The following is an 18,436-nucleotide window of genomic DNA, read 5'->3' on the forward strand; positions in this document are numbered from 1 at the left end:
CGCGACGGAACCGGCAGGGCCGCTGCCCCGTTAGCGACGCGAGGCAGTCTGGCCAGGGAGTCCAACATGACCACGCGCGTCCTCGCGATCGGCATCGAACCCGGCAACGCGGACTACAGCGCATTCCCGCAGCTCACGCCGGAGCTCGTGCGCAACTATATCGATGCGCAGCTGCTGCGCCTGCGCGATCTCGGTTACGAGGTCACGAGTTGCCTGATCGATCTCGATGCCGCGGCGGAAGCCGCCGTCACGGTAGCGTTGCGCGAGGAGAATTTCGACTGCATCGTGATCGGCGCGGGGCTGCGCGAGCCTCGGGAGCGTCTGCTGCTGTTCGAGAAGGTGCTCAACCTCGTCCACCGCCTGGCGCCCGACGCCGCGATCTGCTTCAACACCACGCCAGCCGACACCGCCGAGGCCGTGCAGCGCTGGGTCGATGCATGAGATGAAGCGGCCGGCCCGTGCTGCGCATGCGCCATGGTCTGAGCCGCCTTCGATCCGAGCCTCCGACGCCATAGCGTGACGCGCCGGGTCCCGAAATGGTGATTTTTCTGGTCCGAATCCGGCTGCGGCGCTATGACTCGTCTGACCACAGGGGAGGGCGAGCATGCTTCGAGGTCTTCGCATTGGAAGTTTCGCTATCGCGGCATGTCTGGCGGTCGTGATCGCGATGCCGGCTCATGAGGCGGCGGCGCAGGACGCCATTGGCGGTGCCATCCTCGGTGGCGTCGGTGGAGCGATCGTGGGTGGCGCCATCGGCGGAGGCCGCGGCGCCGCCATCGGCGCCGTCGTCGGTGCCGGCACGGGCGCTGCGATCGCCTCCGAGGGCGAACGCCGCCGCTCCGGCTATTACGCCTATCAGCGCGGCTGCTACGCGCAGCGCCGGGACGGCTCCTATGTCCCGGTCGATCCGCGATATTGCTACTAGATCAGCCGCATCCCGCGCAAACTCGCATGCCCGCTCTTGCCGACGATGATGTGGTCGTGCACGGCGATGCCGAGCGGTTTTGCGATGTCGATGATCGCCTTGGTCATCTGGATGTCGGCCTGCGAGGGCGAGGGATCGCCTGAGGGGTGGTTGTGCACCAGGATCAGCGCGGTCGCGGACAATTCCAGCGCGCGCTTGATCACCTCTCGCGGATAGACCGGGGTGTGATCGACGGTGCCGGTCTGCTGCACCTCGTCGGCGATGAGCTGGTTGCGCTTGTCGAGGAACAGCAGGCGAAACTGCTCTTTGTCGGCGAACGCCATGCTGGTGCGGCAATAGTCGATCACTTCGTTCCAGGACGACAGCGCGTTGCGGCTGTTGACCCCGCCCTTGGCGACGCGATGCGCCGCCGCCGCGAGCAGCTTGAGCTGGTGGATCGCGGACTCGCCGACACCGTCTACCTCGCGCAGGCGCGCCACCGGCGCGTGCACGACCTCGGCGAACGAGCCAAAAATTTTGATCAGCGACTTCGCCAGCGGCTTGGTGTCACGCCGCGGCAGCGCCGAAAACAGTGCCATCTCCAGCAGCTCGTAGTCGCTGAGCGCGTCCGCACCCGCGCTGTAGAAGCGCTCGCGCAGCCGTTCGCGATGGCCGAGATAGTGCGGCGCTTCTTCGGGCTTGCTCTTGTCGTGGTCGGTCTTGGCGGGCATCGGCCGCCAGCATTGCCGCGGATAACCGTTTTTGCAACCGTCAATTGCGGCGGCAAATCCGTTTCACGCCAGCCGGCGAATGCGAACGTCAGCCGCCGGGATCACCCGATCTGCTTCTCGCCGTGCCGCTCCGACAGCGTGAAAATCTCGACGCCGGTGGCGGTGACGCCTACCGAATGCTCGAACTGCGCCGATAGCGAGCGGTCGCGAGTCACGGCGGTCCAGCCGTCGGAGAGGATCTTCACATGCGGCTTGCCGAGATTGATCATCGGCTCGATTGTGAAGAACATGCCGGGCTTGAGCTGCACGCCCTCGCCGGGCCGGCCGATATGGATGATGTTCGGCTCGTCGTGGAACATGCGCCCGAGGCCATGGCCGCAGAAATCGCGCACCACGCTCATGGCTTGCGGCTCGACGAAACTCTGGATGGCGTGGCCGATGTCGCCGGTGGTGGCGCCGGGCTTCACCGCGGCGATGCCGCGCATCATGGCCTCATAGGTCACCTCGATCAGCCGCTCCGCCTTGCGTGCGATCGGGCCGACTGCATACATCCGGCTGGAATCACCGTACCAGCCGTCGACGATGAAGGTGACGTCGATGTTGACGATGTCGCCCTCTTTCAGCGGACGGTCGCCGGGCATGCCGTGGCAGACCACGTGGTTGAGCGAGGTGCAGGTTGAATAGCGGTAGCCGCGATACATCAGCGTCGCCGGATAGGCATTGTTGCTGAACGCGAAGTCGCGGACGAACTGGTCGATGCGGTCGGTCGGAACGCCGGGCCCGACGATGTCGGTGAGCTCGTCGAGGCACTTCGCCACCAGCGCTCCCGCCTTGCGCATGCCGGCAAAGGCGCTTGGTCCATGCAGCTTGATCTGCCCGGTCTTGCGGAGCGAGGTATCGGTAGCTTCGACGTAGCTCATGCGGGCGCAATCTTCTGGGGTGGGCTCGATATCGGCGGAAAGGCTTGATTTCGCGCCCAATTTAATGATTGCGCGCCTTCATGCAAGTCAGGCCTGCCCTGCCTTGCGCCTGAAAGCGGGCCTAATTCGGGACTTCCATGATGGTTTCCACCGGCAGGGCGCCGCCGCGGACGCGGATTTCGCGAACCGGGTAGGGAACCCGGATGCCTTCGCGCTTGAAGGCGTCCCACAGCGCCAGCATCACGTCGCTCTTGACGTTGTCCATGCCGTCGGGGTCGGCAATCCAGAAGGTGAGCGAGAACTTCATCCCGGCTTCGGCGAACTCGGTCAGGATGGAATTCGGCGGCTTGCCCTTCTGCGCGCGCGGGTGAGCGGCCGCGGTCTCGGCGGCGAGCTTGCAGACCAGCCGCGGGTCGGCGTCGTAATTGGTGCCGAAGGCGATCTTCACCAGCGTGTTCTTGTCGGTGTAGGTCCAGTTGACGACCTTCTGCGTCACCAGATCCTCGTTCGGCACCAGGAATTCGCGGCCATCGCCGGCGGCGACGGAAATATAGCGCGTCTTCATCGCGCTGATCCGCCCGGTGTTGTCGCCGATGGTGACGAGATCACCGGGCTTCACCGATTTGTCGGCGAGCAGGATGATCCCCGAGATGAAATTGGCGACGATCTTCTGCAGGCCGATACCGATGCCAACGCCGACCGCGCCGGAGAACACCGCGAGCGCCGAGAGATCGATGCCGACCGTGCCGAGCGCGATCACGATCGCGACCGCAAGCAGGCCGATGCGGATGATCTTGACCAGCAGCACCTGCACCGATGGCGTCAGATCTGTGGTCGAGTTGATCCGGCTCTCGGCGAAATTGCTGGCGATGTTGGTGAGCCAGAGCGCGATGAGCAGCAGCGCACCCGCCTTGATCACGAGCAACGGCGTCAGCCGCAGGCCGCCGAGCACGATGGCGAAAGAGTCGAGCAGGTCGACCGTCGCATCGAGCTGGCCGAGGATCGAGAGCGCCGCGACGAACCAGGCCGTGATCGACACCAGCTTGACGATGAAGGCGTTGCGCAGCACCGAGGTCAAGAGCCGGATCGCGAGCCAGGCCAGCCCCAGCTTGGCGGCGACCATCAGGAGATAGCTGCGGCTCGGCCAGGTCGCGTGGTACATGACCACGCGGGAGACGATCACGAGCAGGGTGAAAACCGCCGTCGAGGCGCTGGAGACCATCACCCGGACGAAGTGCCGGAGCGGCAGCGGCCAGCGCATCGCCAGCGAGGTCATGTCGACGCGGCTGCGAACGGCGGCTTCCGCGGCATAGGCGATGCCGGCCGCGGCCAGAATGAGCCCGAATTGCAGGTAGAACCAGGGCGAGGAGATTTCCGCCCCGACGCTGCGCGCGGTGGTCTGCACGAACTCCATGAAGTCTTTGAGGTCCATGTCTATCGGTCTCGTCGGGGAGCGGGCGGGAGGCGTTGATTCGAGCGCGCCGGAGAATCCCACAAAGGGCGCGGCCGGACCACCGATACACCGCCAAGTGAAGTGCGTTAAGGCCGCAAAATGCGGGCAGATTGCCGCGAGCGGGAGAAAATGGGTTGGCGTGGGAGTCCGCCGACGATAAGGATGCAATTCCAGCGATTTCGTACCCGGAAGGTGGATGGCTTCCCTCGACAGTGTCAGCCTCGCCATATTGCTCGGTGCCGTCCTGGTGTTGGCCGGGATCCTGTCAAGCCTGCTTGCGCTGCGCTTCGGCGCGCCCCTTCTGCTCGTCTTCCTCGCGATCGGCATGCTCGCGGGCGATTCCGGTCCCGGACAGCTGCAGTTCGACGACGTCCGAACCACCTATCTGGTCGGCTCGGTCGCGCTCGCCCTGATTCTGTTCGACGGCGGCTTGCGGACCCGCTTTGCCAGCATCCGCACCGTGCTCGCGCCTTCCATGGTGCTCGCGACCGTCGGCGTGCTGCTGACCTCGCTGATCACGGCGCCGTTCGCGAAATATGCGCTCGACCTCAACTGGACGGAGTCGCTGCTGGTCGGCGCCGTGGTGGCCTCGACTGACGCGGCCGCAGTGTTCCTGCTGGTGCATACCCAGGGCCTGCGCCTGCGCCCGCGCGTCGGCGCGACGCTGGAGGTGGAATCCGGCACCAACGATCCCTTCGCGATCTTCCTGACCCTGATGCTGGTCGAGTACATCTCGCTGGGAACAGGCACGGCCGCGCATGTGCTGATGGAGTTCGCCCAGGAGGCCGTGCTGGGCGCCGTCGTCGGGGTGATCGGCGGGCGTCTGGTCGTCATCGCGCTCAATAAGGTCGCGCTGCCGCAGGGCCTCCATGCGCCGTTTGTCACCACCGCCGCGCTCGTCATCTTCGGCGGCTCGCAGATCATGCATGCCTCAGGCTTCCTCGCGGTCTATCTCGCCGGGATCATCATCGGCAACCGCCCGACCCGCGCGCATAATTCGGTGGTGGCCTTCCTGGACGCCGCGACCTGGCTGGCGCAGATCGTGATGTTCGTCCTGCTCGGCCTGCTGGTCTCGCCGAGCCGGCTCGGCGGCAGCGTGCTGCCGGCGGTCGGGATCGCATTCGTCCTGATGCTGCTGGCGCGGCCGATCGCCGTGTTCGTCTGCCTGGCGCCGTTCCGCTTCAACTGGCGCGAAAAGATCTTCATCGCCTGGACCGGCCTGCGCGGCGCGGTCGCGATCTTCCTGGCCTCGATCCCGATGCTGGTCGGGCTGTCGAAGGCCTATCTCTATTTCGACGTCGCCTTCGTCGTCGTCATCATCTCGCTCCTCCTGCAAGGCTGGACCCTGGGGCCGGCCGCGCGCAAGCTGCACGTGGCGCTGCCGCGCGCCGAACGCGGCCCGCGCCGTGTCGAATTGGACTTGCCCGGCCAGCTCGAGCAGCAGCTCGTCGGCTATCCGGTGCGGTCCAAGAGCCTGTATTTTCGCCGCGGCCTGATCCCGTCCTGGTCGAAGCCGACGCTGGTGATCCGCAAGGAGAACATTTTGACGCCGGCGGAAGCCGAGCCGATCGCGCCCGGCGATTACATCTATCTGCTGGCGCCGCCGGAAAAGGCCGAATCGCTTGACCGCTTCTTCGTCGACATGCAGCCGAGCTCAGCGCCGGACCCGCATCTGCTGGGCGACTTCATGGTCTCCGGCGAGCACACGCTCGCCGAGCTCGCGGAGATCTACGGCGTGGAGGTCGGCGAGGACGAGCGCGGGCACACGCTCGCTGATTATTTCGACGTCCATCTCGACCGCGCGCCGAAAGAGGGCGCGGAGCTCGTGCTGGATCCGATCGTGCTCGTGGCGCGCTCCATCTCCGGTGGCCGAGTCAACGTCGTCGGCCTGCGCCTGCCGGAAGACGAGGAAACGCCCGCGCCGCTGACGCGCAGGCAGGTCCTGCGGCGCAAGCTGGCGGATCTGTGGAGCTCGGTGGCTGGGGTTTAACGCCACATCCGCGTTGGCGGTCATTGATGAAGCGCACGTCTGCTTCTTCGTCGTCCTGGCCTAGTGCGCAATTGCGCACAGGCGCCAGGACCCATACCCACCGTCAGCTGTTTTGCGAAGGCTGGTGGTGACGATCTGGCCCACCCACTCTCCTCTCTGGGGTAATGGGTCCTGGCTTTCGCCGGACGACGGCGGAGAGCGATGGCGACAACGCTGGAACCGCCCCCAAATCGCCGCAACCGCCGAAGATTTGCGCGTCTTCGTGACCGCTGCTCCCGGAACGCTCCGCGATGCCGCTCGTTCTTAGCGGCGTAAACGCATCCGACAGGAGTAATCCATGCGAAAGCTCATCTTGCCGGCCATCGTCGCGATCGGGCTCGGATCGGCCGCGCCCGCGATGGCCTATGACACCGGCGATCAGATCTCGATGCAGGTCGCGCTCGACGTCGCCACCGACATCGGCGTCATGACCGTCTCGCACACCGAGTTCCTCGGCGACGAATGGCAGATCGAAGGCCGTGATCGCGCCGGCCGCTGGATGGAGGTCGATGTGGACGCGCGAACGGGTGAGGTGCGCAACGTCGATCGCGGCTGGTAGTGGCGGGTCTCGGTAGCGGTGTCGGCGAGGATCACTCGGCCGGCACCGCCACCATCCAATGCAGCGCGATCGCCGCTCGCGGTACGATCCATTACCCCGGGGAGTAGTTTTGCGAACACCGGCAGTTACGTTTTCTTCGCTGGTACGCACACCACCTGCCGCTGATAGATCACGCGGTATGGGTCCTGGCTTTCGCCAGGACGACGGCGGAGGGTGGGCCGGCGGCTTGCCTCATCCGTTGCCTGCTCAACGGACCCCTCACGTCAGCACCTTCACCCCGCCGAACGACGTCACGCGGCCCTGCTTCAGCATCACGATCTGCGTCGCGAGCTGGCGCAGCTCGGCGACGTCGTGGCTGACATAGACCATGGGGACGTTGGCCTCATCGCGCAGCCGCACCAGATAGGGCAGGATCTCCAGCTTGCGGCCCTCGTCGAGCGCGCCGAGCGGCTCGTCGAGCAGCAGCAGGCGCGGCCGCGACAGCAGCGCGCGACCGAGCGCGACGCGCTGGCGCTCGCCGCCGGAGAGCTTTCCGGGGCGGCGACCCTGCAGCGCGCCGATGTCGAGCAGCTCGATGACGCGCTTGTGCTGCGCCGGATCGGGCGCGAGGTGGTTCATCCGCCTGCCATAGTCGAGATTTTGCGCGACGTTGAGATGCGGAAACAGCCGCGCATCCTGGAACACATAGCCGATGCGGCGGCGCCAGGTCGGCACATGAATGCCGGCCGCGCTGTCGTCGACCGTCTCGCCGTCGATCACGATGGTGCCGCGGTCGGGCCGCAGCAGCCCCGCGATCATGTTGACCAGCGAGGTCTTGCCGGCGCCCGACGCTCCGAACAGTCCGATGACGCGGCCTTCGCTCGCGAAGGACGCGGACAGCGAGAACTCGCCGAGCTGCTTTTCGATGTCGACGCGCAGCATGGTCAATTCCCGTGCAGGCGCGCGGTGGCGCGGCGGGCGAACCATTCGGCCGCGATCAGCGCGCCGAGCGCCAGCACGATCGAGACGATCACGAGCCGTCCCGCGGCGGCGTCGCCGTCCGGGGTCTGGATCAGCGAATAGATCGCGGACGAAATCGTCTGGGTCTCTCCGGGAATGTTGGAGACGAAGGTGATGGTCGCGCCGAACTCGCCGATCGCCTTGGCAAAGCCAAGCACCATGCCGGCGAGCACGCCGGGCAGCGCCAAGGGCAGCGTCACCGTGAAGAACACTTTGAAAGGAGTGGCGCCGAGGGTCTCGGAGGCCTGCTCGAGCCGGCGGTCGATCGCCTCGATCGACAACCGCATCGGGCGCACCAGCAGCGGAAACGCCATCAGGCCGCAGGCAAGCGCGGCACCGGTCCAGCGGAAGGCGAATACGATGCCGAGATGGTCCGCCAGGAAAGCGCCGACGAGTCCGCGGCGGCCGAAAGTGAGCAGCAGCAGATAACCCGTGACGACCGGCGGCAGCACCAGCGGGAGATGCACCAGCGCATCGAGCACCGACTTGCCCCAGAAATCACGCCGCGCGAGCAGCCATGCCAGCGCAATGCCGAACGGCGTTGCCACCAGCGTCGCGATCACGGCAACCCTGAGCGAGAGCAGGATCGCGGTCCATTCGGCGGGAGAGATGTCGAGCATCAAATCGCAAATTAAGTAGAGGGGCTGATCAGGAACTTGAAACCGTGTTTTTCGAGAATGGTCTTGGCGGCGGTCGAGCGCAGGAAGGCGAGATAGTCGCTTGTGTCGCCCTTTGCCGTCGCGGTCGCAGCGACGGGATAGATGATCGGCGGATGCGAATCCGCCGGGAAGGTGCCGACGATCTTCACGCCGGGCTCGACCTTGGCATCGCTGGAATAGACGATGCCGAGGTTGGCCTCGCCACGCGCGACCAGCGTCAGCGCGGCACGCACGCTCTCGGCCATCGCGAATTTCGGCTCCGCCGCCTGCCAGGCGCCCAGGCTCGTCAGCGCCGCCTTGGCATATTTCCCGACTGGTACGGACTTGACGTCGCCGGTCGCGATCCTGCCGTCGCCGGCGAGTTTTGCGAGGTCGAACCCCTGCCCGATGGGGACGTTGTCGAGCCTGGAATCCTTCGGCGCAATCAGCACGATGCTGTTGCCGAGCAGATTGACCCGGGTCGGCTCGTTGATAGTCTTCTTGGAGATCGCGTAATCCATCCAGTCGGTGTCGGCGGAGACGAATACATCGGCCGGCGCGCCCTGCTCGATCTGCCTGGCGAGCACGGAGCTTGCGGCATAGCTGACGATGAATTTGACGCCGGTCCTGGCGGTGTAGGCGGCGTCGACCTCGTCGAGCGCGTTCTTCATCGAGGCGGCCGCGAACACGGTGATGGTCTTGTCCTCGGCTCCAGCAGGCGAAAGGCCCGCGGCCAGAAGGAATAAAGCTGAAAAAAGCACGGAAAGGCGGGACATCGGCAGCGCTCCATGCGCGCGCTCAGGGCACGCAAGGCGGCGCGCGCAAGACGGCGTGGGTTGAATGAGGCTTGCGACCGGCGGAAGCGCTGTTCCGGCAGGCCCGACGGACTTACGGTCCGGCAAGCGATCGCTGGGTCATCATAACAGGGTGGCGGAACAGGTCAAAGGCGACGGTTCGCATAGCGCCAACCAGGAATTCGTCATCCTGGCGGAGAGTTTTACGGCTTCGCATTGCCCGCGTGCAGCACGGCCTTGCACGCCGCCGGCATCTGCGCCAGCGTCATCGGCGGTTTCGGCTTCGGGGGCTCCGGCGGGGGTTTGGGGTGCAGCACGCCGTCGCTGAACCAATAGGCGAGATCGGAGGGCTTGCAGCCTTCGTCCTCGGATTGCGACGGCTGGCCCTCGCAGTCGCTCGCGCCCGCCGGGCAGTGCATGCGGATGTGGAAGTGATAGTCGTGGCCCCACCACGGCCGGATCTTCGACAGCCAGGAACGGTCGCCCTTGGCCTCGCGGCACAGCGCCTTCTTGATCGCGGCATTGACGAAGATGCGCTGCACCGCCGGCTCCTGCGCCGCGTCGCGCAGCACCAGCACATGGCCCGGCGTGAACACCTTCGGATCGATGTCGAGCCGGTCCGGGCGCACCATCATCACCGCCGACATGTCCTCGCGCTCCTCGCGCGATAAGCGATGGTCAGGCATCGGCGTCAGCCAGATGTCGGCATCGAGGCCGATCTGGTGGCTGGCATGGCCGGACAGCGCCGGCCCGCCGCGCGGCTGGGCGATGTCGCCGACCAGGATGCCCGGCCATCCCGCGTCCTTGTGCGCTCTTGCCGCAAGCCGCTTGATCAGCGCGATCATCGCGGGGTGACCATAGCTGCGGTTGCGCGACAGCCGCATCACCTGCCAATTGTCGCCGTTGAGCGGCATCTGCTCGGCGCCGCCGATGCAGCCCTTCACATAGGAGCCGATGACGTGCGCCGGTCCCTTCGACGGCAGCAGCTTTCGCGCGAACAGCTCCTTGGCGCCGATAGTGGGATCGTTTGGATTGGCGAGCGGCGGCAGCGGCTTTGGGTTGACGCTGCCCTTGTCCTGGGCCAGCGCGTCGCCGGCGGCCAGGAGCGTCATGACGAGCAGGAGAGGGGCGAGGCGGCGGGGACTCATGTTGACATTCTTATAACCCAACACAGCGTCAGGGTTAAGGAACAGTCCTTCCGCTGAAATATCGTCTCGAAGTCGTAGTTCCCGGTGCGTCGGCCGGCCGGTTTTTAACAATGCGATAACCCTCTCATGCATTGACCAAAATTCGTGCGTGGGACGCGTACTCACCCCCTTCTGCATGCAAGCGCGCGGGATCCCGGAAATGATTCAAGGCAGCGCGCAATTTTGCGCCATCTCGTTCTCCGATGACGACAATGCGATGCGCTTGGAGCGCCCATCGGCACGGCCGCGCCTTGCAAACGGGCAATGAGGGCTGTTTTGTCGAGACTGCCAGACCGTGCGTCCCATCGCCATGCCACCCAGGATTACCTTTTTTTCAGACACTTGCCCCAAGAGTTGCGGGGCTGGGTGCGACTGGGACGAGTGAAGTTGAGTTTGGGGTTTCGAAAGCCGAAAAAGCGAATGGGCAGCGTGCTCGGCGGCCTGCACCCGCGCAAGCCGCGCTTTGCGCGCCCCCCTCATCTTCCGTCCGAACGCGACGAAGTTCTGCGCAGCCGTGCCGAGGCTGAGGCCGCGATCGCGGAAGCGCGCAAATCCCATGAGCGCCTGCGCCAGGCCATCGAGATCCTGCCGCAAGGCATCGTGTTTCTCGACGCCGAGGGCCGCTACGTCCTCTGGAACAAGCAATACGCGGAGATCTACAGCAAGACCGCCGATCTGTTCGAGGAAGGCGCGCGCCTCGAGGACACGCTGCGCATCGGCGTCGCCCGCGGCGACTATCCCGAGGCTGCCGGCCATGAGGAAGAATGGATCGCCGAGCGGCTGCAAAGGCTCTATCAGCCCGGCGCGCGCCACGAACAGAAGCTGGCGGACGGCCGCGTCATCCTGATCGACGAGCGGCTGACCGACGACGGCGGCGTCGTCGGCCTGCGCGTCGACATCACCGAGCTGAAGCAGCGCGAGGCCTCGTTTCGCCTGCTGTTCGACGGCAATCCCGTCCCAATGATCGTCTGCGCGCTGGACGATGAGCGCATCCTCGGCGTCAACGATGCCGCGGTCGCCCATTACGGTTACAGCCGCGCCGAGTTCGAGCGGCTGACGATCCGTTCCCTTCAGGCTTTCGACAGTGAGCCGCCCTGGACCGCCGATGCGGCCGGCGAGGAGCAGGCCGGACGCACCTGGAAGCACGTCAGGGCCGACGGCGCCCTGATCGACCTTGCGATCTATTCGCGCGAACTGATCTATGCCGAGCGGCCCGCGGTGCTGCTCGCGCTGATGGACATCACCGAGCGCAAGCGCGCCGAGGCGCGGCTCGCCTTCATGGCCCAGCATGACGGGCTGACCGGTCTGCCAAACCGCAATCTGCTGCGCCAGCAGGTCGACGAGATGCTGCTGCATACGAGGCGCAGCACCGACAAGGTCGCCCTGCTGATGCTGGGGCTCGACAATTTCAAGGCGGTCAACGACACGCTGGGACACGCGGTCGGCGACAAGCTGCTGCGTGGCGTCGCCAAGCGGCTGCGTTCGACCTTGCGCGAGAACGACGCGCTGGCGCGGCTGAACTCGGACGAGTTCGCCATCGTGCAGAGCGGCCTGACGCGTCCCGAGGATGCGGTGCTGCTGGCCAAGCGCCTGCTCGAAGCCATCGCCGATCCCTATCTGCTCGACGGCCATTCCGTGGTGGTCGGTGCCTCCATCGGCATCGCGATGGCGCCGGGCGACGGCGACGATTCCGAAAAGCTGCTCAAGAGCGCCGACATGGCGCTGTCGCGCGCCAAGCTGGATGCGCGCGGATCGTTCGCGTTCTTCGAGGCGGCGCTCGATGCGAAAGCGCAGACCCGCCGCAAGATCGAGGTCGAGCTGCGCGACGCCATTCAGAACGACGTGCTGCGGCCGTACTATCAGCCGCTGATCGACCTCCAGAGCGGCCGCATCACCGGCTTCGAGGCGCTGGTGCCGCTGGCCGCATGCCGAGCGCGGCATGGTCTCGCCGGCCGAGTTCATTCCGGTCGCGGAAGAAACCGGGCTGATCAATCCGCTCGGCGGCCTGATGCTGCGCCGGGCCTGTCACGATGCCGCGACCTGGCCGGACGACGTCCGCGTCGCCGTCAACCTGTCGCCGCTCCAGTTCCGCAGCGGCAATCTGCTTTCGGTGGTGACGGATGCGCTGAAGCATTCCAGCCTGCCGCCGCGGCGGCTCGAACTCGAGATCACGGAGACGCTGCTGCTGGAGAAAAGCGCCCAGGTGCTGGCGACGCTGCACGCGCTGCGCGCGCTCGGCGTGCGCATCTCAATGGACGATTTCGGCACCGGCTATTCCAGCCTGAGCTATCTGCGCAGCTTCCCGTTCGACAAGATCAAGATCGACCAGTCCTTCGTGCGCGATCTCGGCGCCAATCGCGAGGCACAGGCGATCATTCGCTCGATCGTCAGCCTCGGCAAAGGCCTCGGCGTCACCATCACCGCCGAAGGCGTCGAGACCGAAGCCGAGCTGAGCTGCCTCCGCACTGAGGGCTGCGACGAAGGCCAGGGCTTTCTGTTCAGCAAGGCCCGGCCGAATGCGCAGATCATCAGCCTGCTCGCCGCGCAGCGCGGCATCGACGGCGTAGGCGAGGACGCCGCGCTGGTGGCCTAGGGTTAAGGTGCTGACCTGTTGTCTTGCGTCTCGAGATGCACAAACCCGGAAATTCAGTGGCCGACAAGTGTTACGGCCTCGGCAGGAGCGGTTTCATGGGACCGCACGAATACAAAACGGGATGCCGCGGGGATCTGTGCGTCGGCGCTGCCATCCTGGCCGATGAGGATAAGTCCCGCGCCGCCATTGGCTACATTCAAGATGACGGGGGCGCCCTGCCAGGTCCTGATTGGCTCCATTCCGATGATGAGAAACTCACCGATCGGCTGGTCGAAATATTGAAGCCTCAGTTGTGGTCCGACTTCTGCAGCCGCCAGGCCGAAACCCAATTGTTTGGCGCGCGCGTAGATGTCTGCCAGCAACGCAGTGTCGGTCCGAAAGCCCAGTTCGGCTGCCGACACCGTGAAAAGCTCTACGCTCGTTGTCGTGGCGCTCACGGTAAACGTCGGCCGCGCGAGAATTTCGCCGGCCGAGTTTCCGATGCCACAACCTGCCGCATCCAAAGCGTTACTGAGGGCGAAGAAGTTTGCAAACGTCCCGATCCTGATCGTCTTCCACGCAGGGACATCGACGGCGGATTTGATTGGGATTTGCGGCCCAGACGGCGCTTGCTTGAGCTTCAGGTGATTCCGCAGGACGTCTCGCGCCGAGCATTGAGCCACGGCCTCGCTCGCAAACAGGAAAGTGCATGCGATGCAGAGGATGGCGATAATGAGAATGCCACCATGGTGCCATCCCGGCGAACGCCCCTGAATGGCATGGCAACTGACTTTCCTGCCAGCTGTTCGGCCCATAACGGACCTCTCTTGCGCAAATCCAGCGCGCTAAGAAGAATTCGGAATCATCACTTCCATGTGGTCGGCGCGGTTACAGCGGAAAAGCTGTCGTTCCTATAGCTATGGAAATTAGTCGGAGAAAATTCACGAAGGTTCAGCGACGAAGACGCCGGAGGGCAACTCAATATAGGTCAGCGTGCGTGCACTTTCGTAACTGCTCGACGTCAGCGGTCCCCTGAAAGGATCATCTTACCGACATCCTCGTAATGCGTGTCGCGCGCCTGGATCTGCTGAGCGATGGCGTGCATGTCGCGAAAGCGGCGCTCGAACGGATTGCTGCGGAATACGGCGGTCGCGCCGGCCATGTGATAGGCGGTGTCGACCACTTTGGCCGATTGGTGGATGGTCCAGGTCGCGGCGAGGCGAACCGAGCCCCGATGTGCCGCGCTGAATTCGCCGGTCGTACAGAGATCGCGCCACATCGCACTTGCCGTCGCATAGAGATAGGCGCGCGCGGCCCGCAGGTCGCCCTCGGTGCGGCCGATCAGGCCCTGGACCGCCTGGTTGTCGCGCATGGCGCTTGCCGCCAGCGACTGATGCTTGCCGCGCGCCAGCGCGATCGCGGCATCCAGCGTGGCGCGCGCCACGCCGAGCGACACCGCGGCAAAGCCGAGGCTGAACGTCGAGCCGGTGCCGATCCTGTAAAGAGGACCCTGCTCGCGTAGCGCGGACGGCACGTCACGAAACGCGGTGAAGCGCTCGGGGATGAACAGGTCGGCGACCTCGTAGGAATCGGTGCCGGTGCCGGCGAGCCCGATCGCCTGCCAGACGTCGTGCAGCACGCCGCTCGCGACCGGAAACAGGATGGTGCGCACCTCCGCCGAGCCGTCGGCATTTTTCCGCGGCGCGCCGTCGGCTCCGACGATGCGGACATGCGCGCCGAGCCAGCTCGCCTGCCGCGAGCCGGAGGCAAAATCCCAGCGCGCCGTGACGCGATAGCCGCCTTCGACCGCCCGCGCCTCATGCGCGATCGCGCCCCAGGCGAGGATGCCCGGCGCCGTGTTGAAGATCTCCTGCGCGGTGTCGTGGTCGAGCGAGGCCGCGATCATGGCGCAGACCGTGCATTGGCCGAGGCACCAGGCGGTGGAGGCATCCGCTTTCGCGATCTCCTCCAGCATCTGCATGAAGGCTTCCGGCGGCGCTTCGGCGCCACCAAGGTTCTGCGGCAGCAGCGCGCGATAGAGCCCGTTCTCGATCAGCGCGCCGACGACGGGATCGGTCAGTCGCCGCGTCCGCTCGATCTCGTCGGCTTCGCGCGCGATCAGCGGCGCAATAGCCCGTGCCCGCTCGAAGAGGCCAAATCCGGAAGTTGCGTTCATGCGCGTTTCCTCGCCCATTCTACCGTGAGCGGTCAATCGCACGATGGTGATCTATTTGGCGAGGGGGATCAAGTTGGTGTGGCGTCAATCCGGCCATCGCCACGTGAAGTGCGGAATCAGAGATGATCGCGCAAGCTCGAAAGGCTCACGCCGGGCCAAGAAACTATTGGGGCTGCTCCGACATTATCGTTTTCCAGAAGAGCATGATACTGTTCCGAAACAGGCAGCGATTTTGGCCTCCAACCGGCAGCGGCAAATGTCCTCGTCTGATGCTCCGATGAAACGCAGTGACGCAGCCCGCAGAGGGCGGAGACAGACGAAGACCCTATTGCTGATTTTAGCCATCGGATTTCTCGTTTTCGGTGCCGCTGCGGGCACGTTGTATTACGCGCTGCGGCCGATAACGCTTCGGATTGCCGTCGGACCGCCGGGAAGCAACGATCACAAGGTGATCGAGGCGATGACCGAGGCCTTTGCCAACGAAAGCAGGACGGTGAGGTTGTCTCCGATCGCGACCGCCGGAGCGGCCGAAGCTCTCGCTCTGCTCGGTGCCGGCAAGGCCGACCTTGCGGTCGGTCGCGGCGATCTGGAAATGCCGGCCGACGCGCAAACAGTCGTCATCTTGCGCAAGAACTTCGTCGTGCTGTGGTCTTCTTCGGGACCGGCGGGCAAGGGCTCCAAGCGAAAGCCGGCGCCCAAAATCAAGGAGGTCGCCGATCTCGCAGGGCGCAGGGTGGGGGTGATCGGCGCGACCCCGGCGAACGCCGCGTTGCTGAGAGTCATCCTGAGCGCCGCCGGTGTGGAGCCGGACAAGGTCACGGTCACTCAATTCGGCACTGGCCAGCTCGAGGAGCTGGCGCGTGACCCGAGCCTCGACGCCTTCATGGCTGTCGGTCCGCTCGACAGCAAGATAACTGCCGACGCCGTCGCCGCGACCGCCCGGGCGCGTGGCGAGCCGAAATTTCTCGCGATCGACGCATCGGAAGCCATCGCCCTGAAGCATCCGCGTTATGAATCGGAGGAAATTCCGCCAAGCATTTTCAATGCGAATCCAGCCTGGCCCGATGACAAGGTGGAGACCGTCAGTGTCAGCCATTTGATCGTCGCCCGGAAAGCCTTGTCCGAAACGACAGTGTCAGCGTTTTACCGCCAGCAATTTGCCCTCCGGCAGGCGATTGCCAGGCAGGTGCCTGGCGCTGCGCAAATCACCAAGCCGGACACCGAGAAGGAAGCCGAGCTGCCGGTTCATCGGGGAGCGGCGGCCGTGATCGACGGGACCGAGCGCACCTTCCTCGACAGATATGGCGACTACTTCTGGTTTGCGCTCCTGCTTCTCTCCGGCATTGGCTCGGCCGGCGCCTGGCTGCGTCAATATCTGAATCGGGATGAACGCGACGAGAACACTGGCCATCGCAACAGAATTCTGGCGCTGGTTTCCAAGGTGCGCACCGCGGAATTCGACCACGAGCTATTGGCCATGCAGCAGGAGGTCGACGCCATCATCGTCGAAACACTTGGCTGCTACGATGACGGCGCCATCGAGGAAGAGGAGCTGGCAGCCTTCGGCCTGGTGCTCGAACTGTTCGATCATGCGCTCAGCGAGAGGCGCGCAGCGTTGCAAACCCCTCCTTCGAACGTGCTCGCCGCGCGGCGGTAGCGATACCGGCTTTGGTATCCGGAAGTTGCGTTCATGCGCGTTTCCTCGCCCATTCTTGGTGTGAGCGGTAAGGAGGCAATCGTGGTCTATCCGGCGGGGAGGATCAAGCTGGTCCTAGCGTCGGTCTCGCCAGCTCGCGCTGACACGGGCGACATCACAGCTCGGGCAGACCCGACGGCGGCCTGCGTGCGTTGGCTGCTTGCTCGAAGGCATACGCCAGACGCAGCAGCTTGTGCTCGCTCCAGGCGCGCCCTGCGAAAGTGACGCCGAGCGGATAGTCGGGCGTGTCTTTGCCGTCGTCTGTCCCCGAGACGAATCCGCCGGGCACCATGACGCTGGGATAACCTGCCTTGGCGGCGATTGCGGCGCCATAGGCGCCGGGGAATAGCACCGCGTCGAGCTCGTGCTGGTTCATATAGGCGTCCATGCCGCGCGTCCTGGCGGAGAGCAGGTCCATGGCACGTGCGGACTTGTACTCGGGCTCGCTCAGATCGCCCCTGGTCAAGTCAGCGGCGAGGAAGTGGTCCTGTCCGAAACGCAGCGCATTGTCGGCGTTTGCTGCGTTGAAGGCCACGATGTCGGCCATGGTCTTGATGTCAGTGTTGGTCGCCCAATCCCTCAGGTAGAGATTGAGATCGTGCTTCAGCTCGTACAGAAAGACGACCGGCGGCCTTGCGACCGTGCCTTTGTGGGCGCTGAGCGGATTGCGGTTGAGCACAGCCATGGTCGTGCCCGGCCCACCGATCCAGCCAAGTGTGGGCATGCTGGCGCGCACGATGACGGCGCCGAGATCCTCCAGCACCTTGATCACCTCAGCCATCAGCTTGGCCGACTTCGCCGGCAGCTTGCCGTAATAGCAATCGTTCAGCGGGTCAGCGGGGTCGCTCGGCACGCCGATGCGCGCGCCCTTCATCGCGTCGGCGACGAGGCCGGCGGTGTAGTCGGCCGGCCGCCGCTGCTCTTGCGTCGCTGGGTCGAGCGGGTCCTTGGCAGCCAGCACATTCAGCAACATCGCGGCATCGCGCACCGTGCGCGTCATCGGACCGGCGGTGTCCTGGCTGTGCGCAAGCGGCAGGATGCCGGCGCGGCTGATCAGCCCGACGCTCGGTTTCACGGTGACGAGGCCGTTCAGGCTGGCGGGGTGCAGCAGCGAGCCCGAGGTTTCGGTACCGATCGAGGCCGCGCACAGTCCGGCCGCCACCGCGACCGCCGAACCCGAGCTTGAGCCCCCTGGGGTCAGAACCGGGATGCCGTGCTCGTCCATCAGCCCTGGTGCGTAGGGGTTCTTACCTGCCCGCCCAGCGATGAATAGCCCGAGGGCATGTCGATCGCGAGCATGTTGGCGAACTCCGTCAGGTTCGCCTTGCCCAGGATCACCGCGCCGGCGCTCCGCAGCAGCTTGACGATGGTGGCATCATCCCTGGCGCGCGCGCCCTCCAGCGCCAGCGAGCCCGCCGTGGTCGGCTGTTCGTCTCCGGTCGCGATATTGTCCTTGAGTAGGATAGGGACGCCCGCCAGCGGCCGCTGGGCCGACGGCCTCGTGCCGGCGAGCGCATCGGGATTGAGTGCACGGACCGAGTTGAGCTTAGGCCCGTCGCGGTCATAGGCCGCGATGCGCGCGAGATAGAATTCCGCCAGCGCTCTCGCGGTGATCCGTCTGCCGGCCAAGGCATCGATGACGTCGCTCATGGGCGCGTGCGCGAGCATCTGCATGGTCGACGCCGGCGGCTCAGTCAGGCCAGCTCTAGGAAGCTCGGACATTTGCCTTTCCTTGCTCCATTCCATCGCGAGTGCGAGAGGCACTATCGTGGCGGATT

Annotated in this window: 16 protein-coding genes and 1 pseudogene; 6 read left to right on the forward strand and 11 right to left on the reverse strand. The window is 65.2% G+C overall.

Features of this window, described 5'->3' with window-relative positions; genetic code table 11:
* Positions 1–66: 66 nt before the first annotated feature.
* Both IVB50_RS13170 and IVB50_RS13175 read left to right on the forward strand, forming a co-directional pair.
* Entirely contained in the window at positions 67–441 is a 375-nt protein-coding gene (locus tag IVB50_RS13170; RefSeq protein ID WP_018460081.1) for a hypothetical protein, read from the forward strand.
* 163 nt (positions 442–604) lie between these two features.
* A complete protein-coding gene (locus tag IVB50_RS13175; protein WP_026233940.1) occupies positions 605–925 on the forward strand; it encodes a glycine zipper domain-containing protein in 321 nt (106 codons plus the stop codon).
* On the opposite strand, the gene radC is transcribed toward IVB50_RS13175, so the two are convergent.
* From radC to IVB50_RS13190, 3 genes are all read right to left on the reverse strand, one after another.
* On the reverse strand, positions 922–1,635 hold the full coding sequence (gene radC / locus IVB50_RS13180; protein WP_018460079.1) for a DNA repair protein RadC: 714 nt from the start codon (positions 1,633–1,635) through the stop codon (positions 922–924). The genes IVB50_RS13175 and radC overlap by 4 nt on opposite strands.
* A gap of 101 nt (positions 1,636–1,736) precedes the next feature.
* Positions 1,737–2,555 carry a type I methionyl aminopeptidase gene (map, locus tag IVB50_RS13185; protein ID WP_018460078.1) on the reverse strand — a complete coding sequence of 273 codons (819 nt, stop codon included), beginning with the start codon at positions 2,553–2,555 and terminating at the stop codon, positions 1,737–1,739.
* A 121-nt stretch (positions 2,556–2,676) separates the two neighbouring features.
* Positions 2,677–3,993 (reverse strand): mechanosensitive ion channel domain-containing protein, encoded by a 1,317-nt coding sequence (locus tag IVB50_RS13190; RefSeq protein ID WP_026233939.1) that lies wholly within the window; start codon positions 3,991–3,993, stop codon positions 2,677–2,679.
* Positions 3,994–4,204: 211 nt separating this feature from the next.
* Between IVB50_RS13190 and IVB50_RS13195 the strand changes: the two genes are divergently transcribed.
* Positions 4,205–5,998: a potassium/proton antiporter gene (locus tag IVB50_RS13195; protein WP_018460076.1), complete on the forward strand. Its 1,794-nt coding sequence runs from the start codon at positions 4,205–4,207 to the stop codon at positions 5,996–5,998.
* Between the two features lie 337 nt (positions 5,999–6,335).
* On the forward strand, positions 6,336–6,596 hold the full coding sequence (locus tag IVB50_RS13200; protein ID WP_018460075.1) for a PepSY domain-containing protein: 261 nt from the start codon (positions 6,336–6,338) through the stop codon (positions 6,594–6,596).
* A 258-nt stretch (positions 6,597–6,854) separates the two neighbouring features.
* Here the strand turns inward: IVB50_RS13200 and modC are convergent, their stop codons facing one another.
* The 4 genes from modC to mepA form a co-directional block, all read right to left on the reverse strand.
* Complete coding sequence (gene modC / locus IVB50_RS13205) at positions 6,855–7,517, reverse strand: molybdenum ABC transporter ATP-binding protein (protein WP_018460074.1); 663 nt, start codon at positions 7,515–7,517, stop codon at positions 6,855–6,857.
* A gap of 2 nt (positions 7,518–7,519) precedes the next feature.
* Positions 7,520–8,215, reverse strand: coding sequence for a molybdate ABC transporter permease subunit (gene modB / locus IVB50_RS13210; protein ID WP_018460073.1), 696 nt, complete (start codon positions 8,213–8,215; stop codon positions 7,520–7,522).
* Positions 8,216–8,226: 11 nt separating this feature from the next.
* Positions 8,227–9,009 carry a molybdate ABC transporter substrate-binding protein gene (gene modA / locus IVB50_RS13215; protein WP_247295980.1) on the reverse strand — a complete coding sequence of 261 codons (783 nt, stop codon included), beginning with the start codon at positions 9,007–9,009 and terminating at the stop codon, positions 8,227–8,229.
* 221 nt (positions 9,010–9,230) lie between these two features.
* Positions 9,231–10,175, reverse strand: a complete 945-nt coding sequence (mepA, locus tag IVB50_RS13220; protein ID WP_026233938.1) for a penicillin-insensitive murein endopeptidase — start codon at positions 10,173–10,175, stop codon at positions 9,231–9,233.
* Positions 10,176–10,634: 459 nt separating this feature from the next.
* Between mepA and IVB50_RS13225 the strand changes: the two are divergent.
* A pseudogene (locus IVB50_RS13225) lies at positions 10,635–12,807 on the forward strand (EAL domain-containing protein).
* A 53-nt stretch (positions 12,808–12,860) separates the two neighbouring features.
* Here the strand turns inward: IVB50_RS13225 and IVB50_RS13230 are convergent.
* Together IVB50_RS13230 and IVB50_RS13235 are read right to left on the reverse strand one after the other, a co-directional pair.
* Complete coding sequence (locus tag IVB50_RS13230) at positions 12,861–13,601, reverse strand: hypothetical protein (RefSeq protein ID WP_018460068.1); 741 nt, start codon at positions 13,599–13,601, stop codon at positions 12,861–12,863.
* A 206-nt stretch (positions 13,602–13,807) separates the two neighbouring features.
* Complete coding sequence (locus tag IVB50_RS13235; RefSeq protein WP_247295982.1) at positions 13,808–14,962, reverse strand: acyl-CoA dehydrogenase family protein; 1,155 nt, start codon at positions 14,960–14,962, stop codon at positions 13,808–13,810.
* A 277-nt stretch (positions 14,963–15,239) separates the two neighbouring features.
* On the opposite strand from IVB50_RS13235, the gene IVB50_RS13240 reads away from it, so the two are divergent.
* Entirely contained in the window at positions 15,240–16,619 is a 1,380-nt protein-coding gene (locus IVB50_RS13240; RefSeq protein ID WP_051113073.1) for a TAXI family TRAP transporter solute-binding subunit, read from the forward strand.
* 154 nt (positions 16,620–16,773) lie between these two features.
* Here the strand turns inward: IVB50_RS13240 and IVB50_RS13245 are convergent, their stop codons facing one another.
* Positions 16,774–17,883 carry an amidase family protein gene (locus tag IVB50_RS13245; RefSeq protein WP_253075226.1) on the reverse strand — a complete coding sequence of 370 codons (1,110 nt, stop codon included), beginning with the start codon at positions 17,881–17,883 and terminating at the stop codon, positions 16,774–16,776.
* Positions 17,883–18,380: an amidase family protein gene (locus IVB50_RS42270; protein WP_253075158.1), complete on the reverse strand. Its 498-nt coding sequence runs from the start codon at positions 18,378–18,380 to the stop codon at positions 17,883–17,885. Before IVB50_RS42270 ends, IVB50_RS13245 begins: the two co-directional genes overlap by 1 nt.
* Positions 18,381–18,436 lie beyond the last annotated feature (56 nt).

It is taken from the genome of Bradyrhizobium sp. 87 (assembly GCF_023073015.1).
Taxonomy (GTDB): Bacteria; Pseudomonadota; Alphaproteobacteria; order Rhizobiales; family Xanthobacteraceae; genus Bradyrhizobium; species Bradyrhizobium canariense_D.

Excerpts from the sequence above, each read along its gene's own strand:
- IVB50_RS13170 (WP_018460081.1), top strand. The coding sequence starts at position 67 with ATGACCACGCGCGTCCTCGCGATCGGCATCGAACCCGGCAACGCGGAC.
- IVB50_RS13175 (WP_026233940.1), top strand. The coding sequence starts at position 605 with ATGCTTCGAGGTCTTCGCATTGGAAGTTTCGCTATCGCGGCATGTCTG.
- radC (WP_018460079.1), bottom strand. The coding sequence starts at position 1,635 with ATGCCCGCCAAGACCGACCACGACAAGAGCAAGCCCGAAGAAGCGCCG.
- map (WP_018460078.1), bottom strand. The coding sequence starts at position 2,555 with ATGAGCTACGTCGAAGCTACCGATACCTCGCTCCGCAAGACCGGGCAG.
- IVB50_RS13195 (WP_018460076.1), top strand. The coding sequence starts at position 4,205 with ATGGCTTCCCTCGACAGTGTCAGCCTCGCCATATTGCTCGGTGCCGTC.
- IVB50_RS13200 (WP_018460075.1), top strand. The coding sequence starts at position 6,336 with ATGCGAAAGCTCATCTTGCCGGCCATCGTCGCGATCGGGCTCGGATCG.
- modC (WP_018460074.1), bottom strand. The coding sequence starts at position 7,517 with ATGCTGCGCGTCGACATCGAAAAGCAGCTCGGCGAGTTCTCGCTGTCC.
- modB (WP_018460073.1), bottom strand. The coding sequence starts at position 8,215 with ATGCTCGACATCTCTCCCGCCGAATGGACCGCGATCCTGCTCTCGCTC.
- modA (WP_247295980.1), bottom strand. The coding sequence starts at position 9,009 with ATGTCCCGCCTTTCCGTGCTTTTTTCAGCTTTATTCCTTCTGGCCGCG.
- mepA (WP_026233938.1), bottom strand. The coding sequence starts at position 10,175 with ATGAGTCCCCGCCGCCTCGCCCCTCTCCTGCTCGTCATGACGCTCCTG.
- IVB50_RS13230 (WP_018460068.1), bottom strand. The coding sequence starts at position 13,601 with ATGGGCCGAACAGCTGGCAGGAAAGTCAGTTGCCATGCCATTCAGGGG.
- IVB50_RS13235 (WP_247295982.1), bottom strand. The coding sequence starts at position 14,962 with ATGAACGCAACTTCCGGATTTGGCCTCTTCGAGCGGGCACGGGCTATT.
- IVB50_RS13240 (WP_051113073.1), top strand. The coding sequence starts at position 15,240 with ATGAAACGCAGTGACGCAGCCCGCAGAGGGCGGAGACAGACGAAGACC.
- IVB50_RS13245 (WP_253075226.1), bottom strand. The coding sequence starts at position 17,883 with ATGGACGAGCACGGCATCCCGGTTCTGACCCCAGGGGGCTCAAGCTCG.
- IVB50_RS42270 (WP_253075158.1), bottom strand. The coding sequence starts at position 18,380 with ATGTCCGAGCTTCCTAGAGCTGGCCTGACTGAGCCGCCGGCGTCGACC.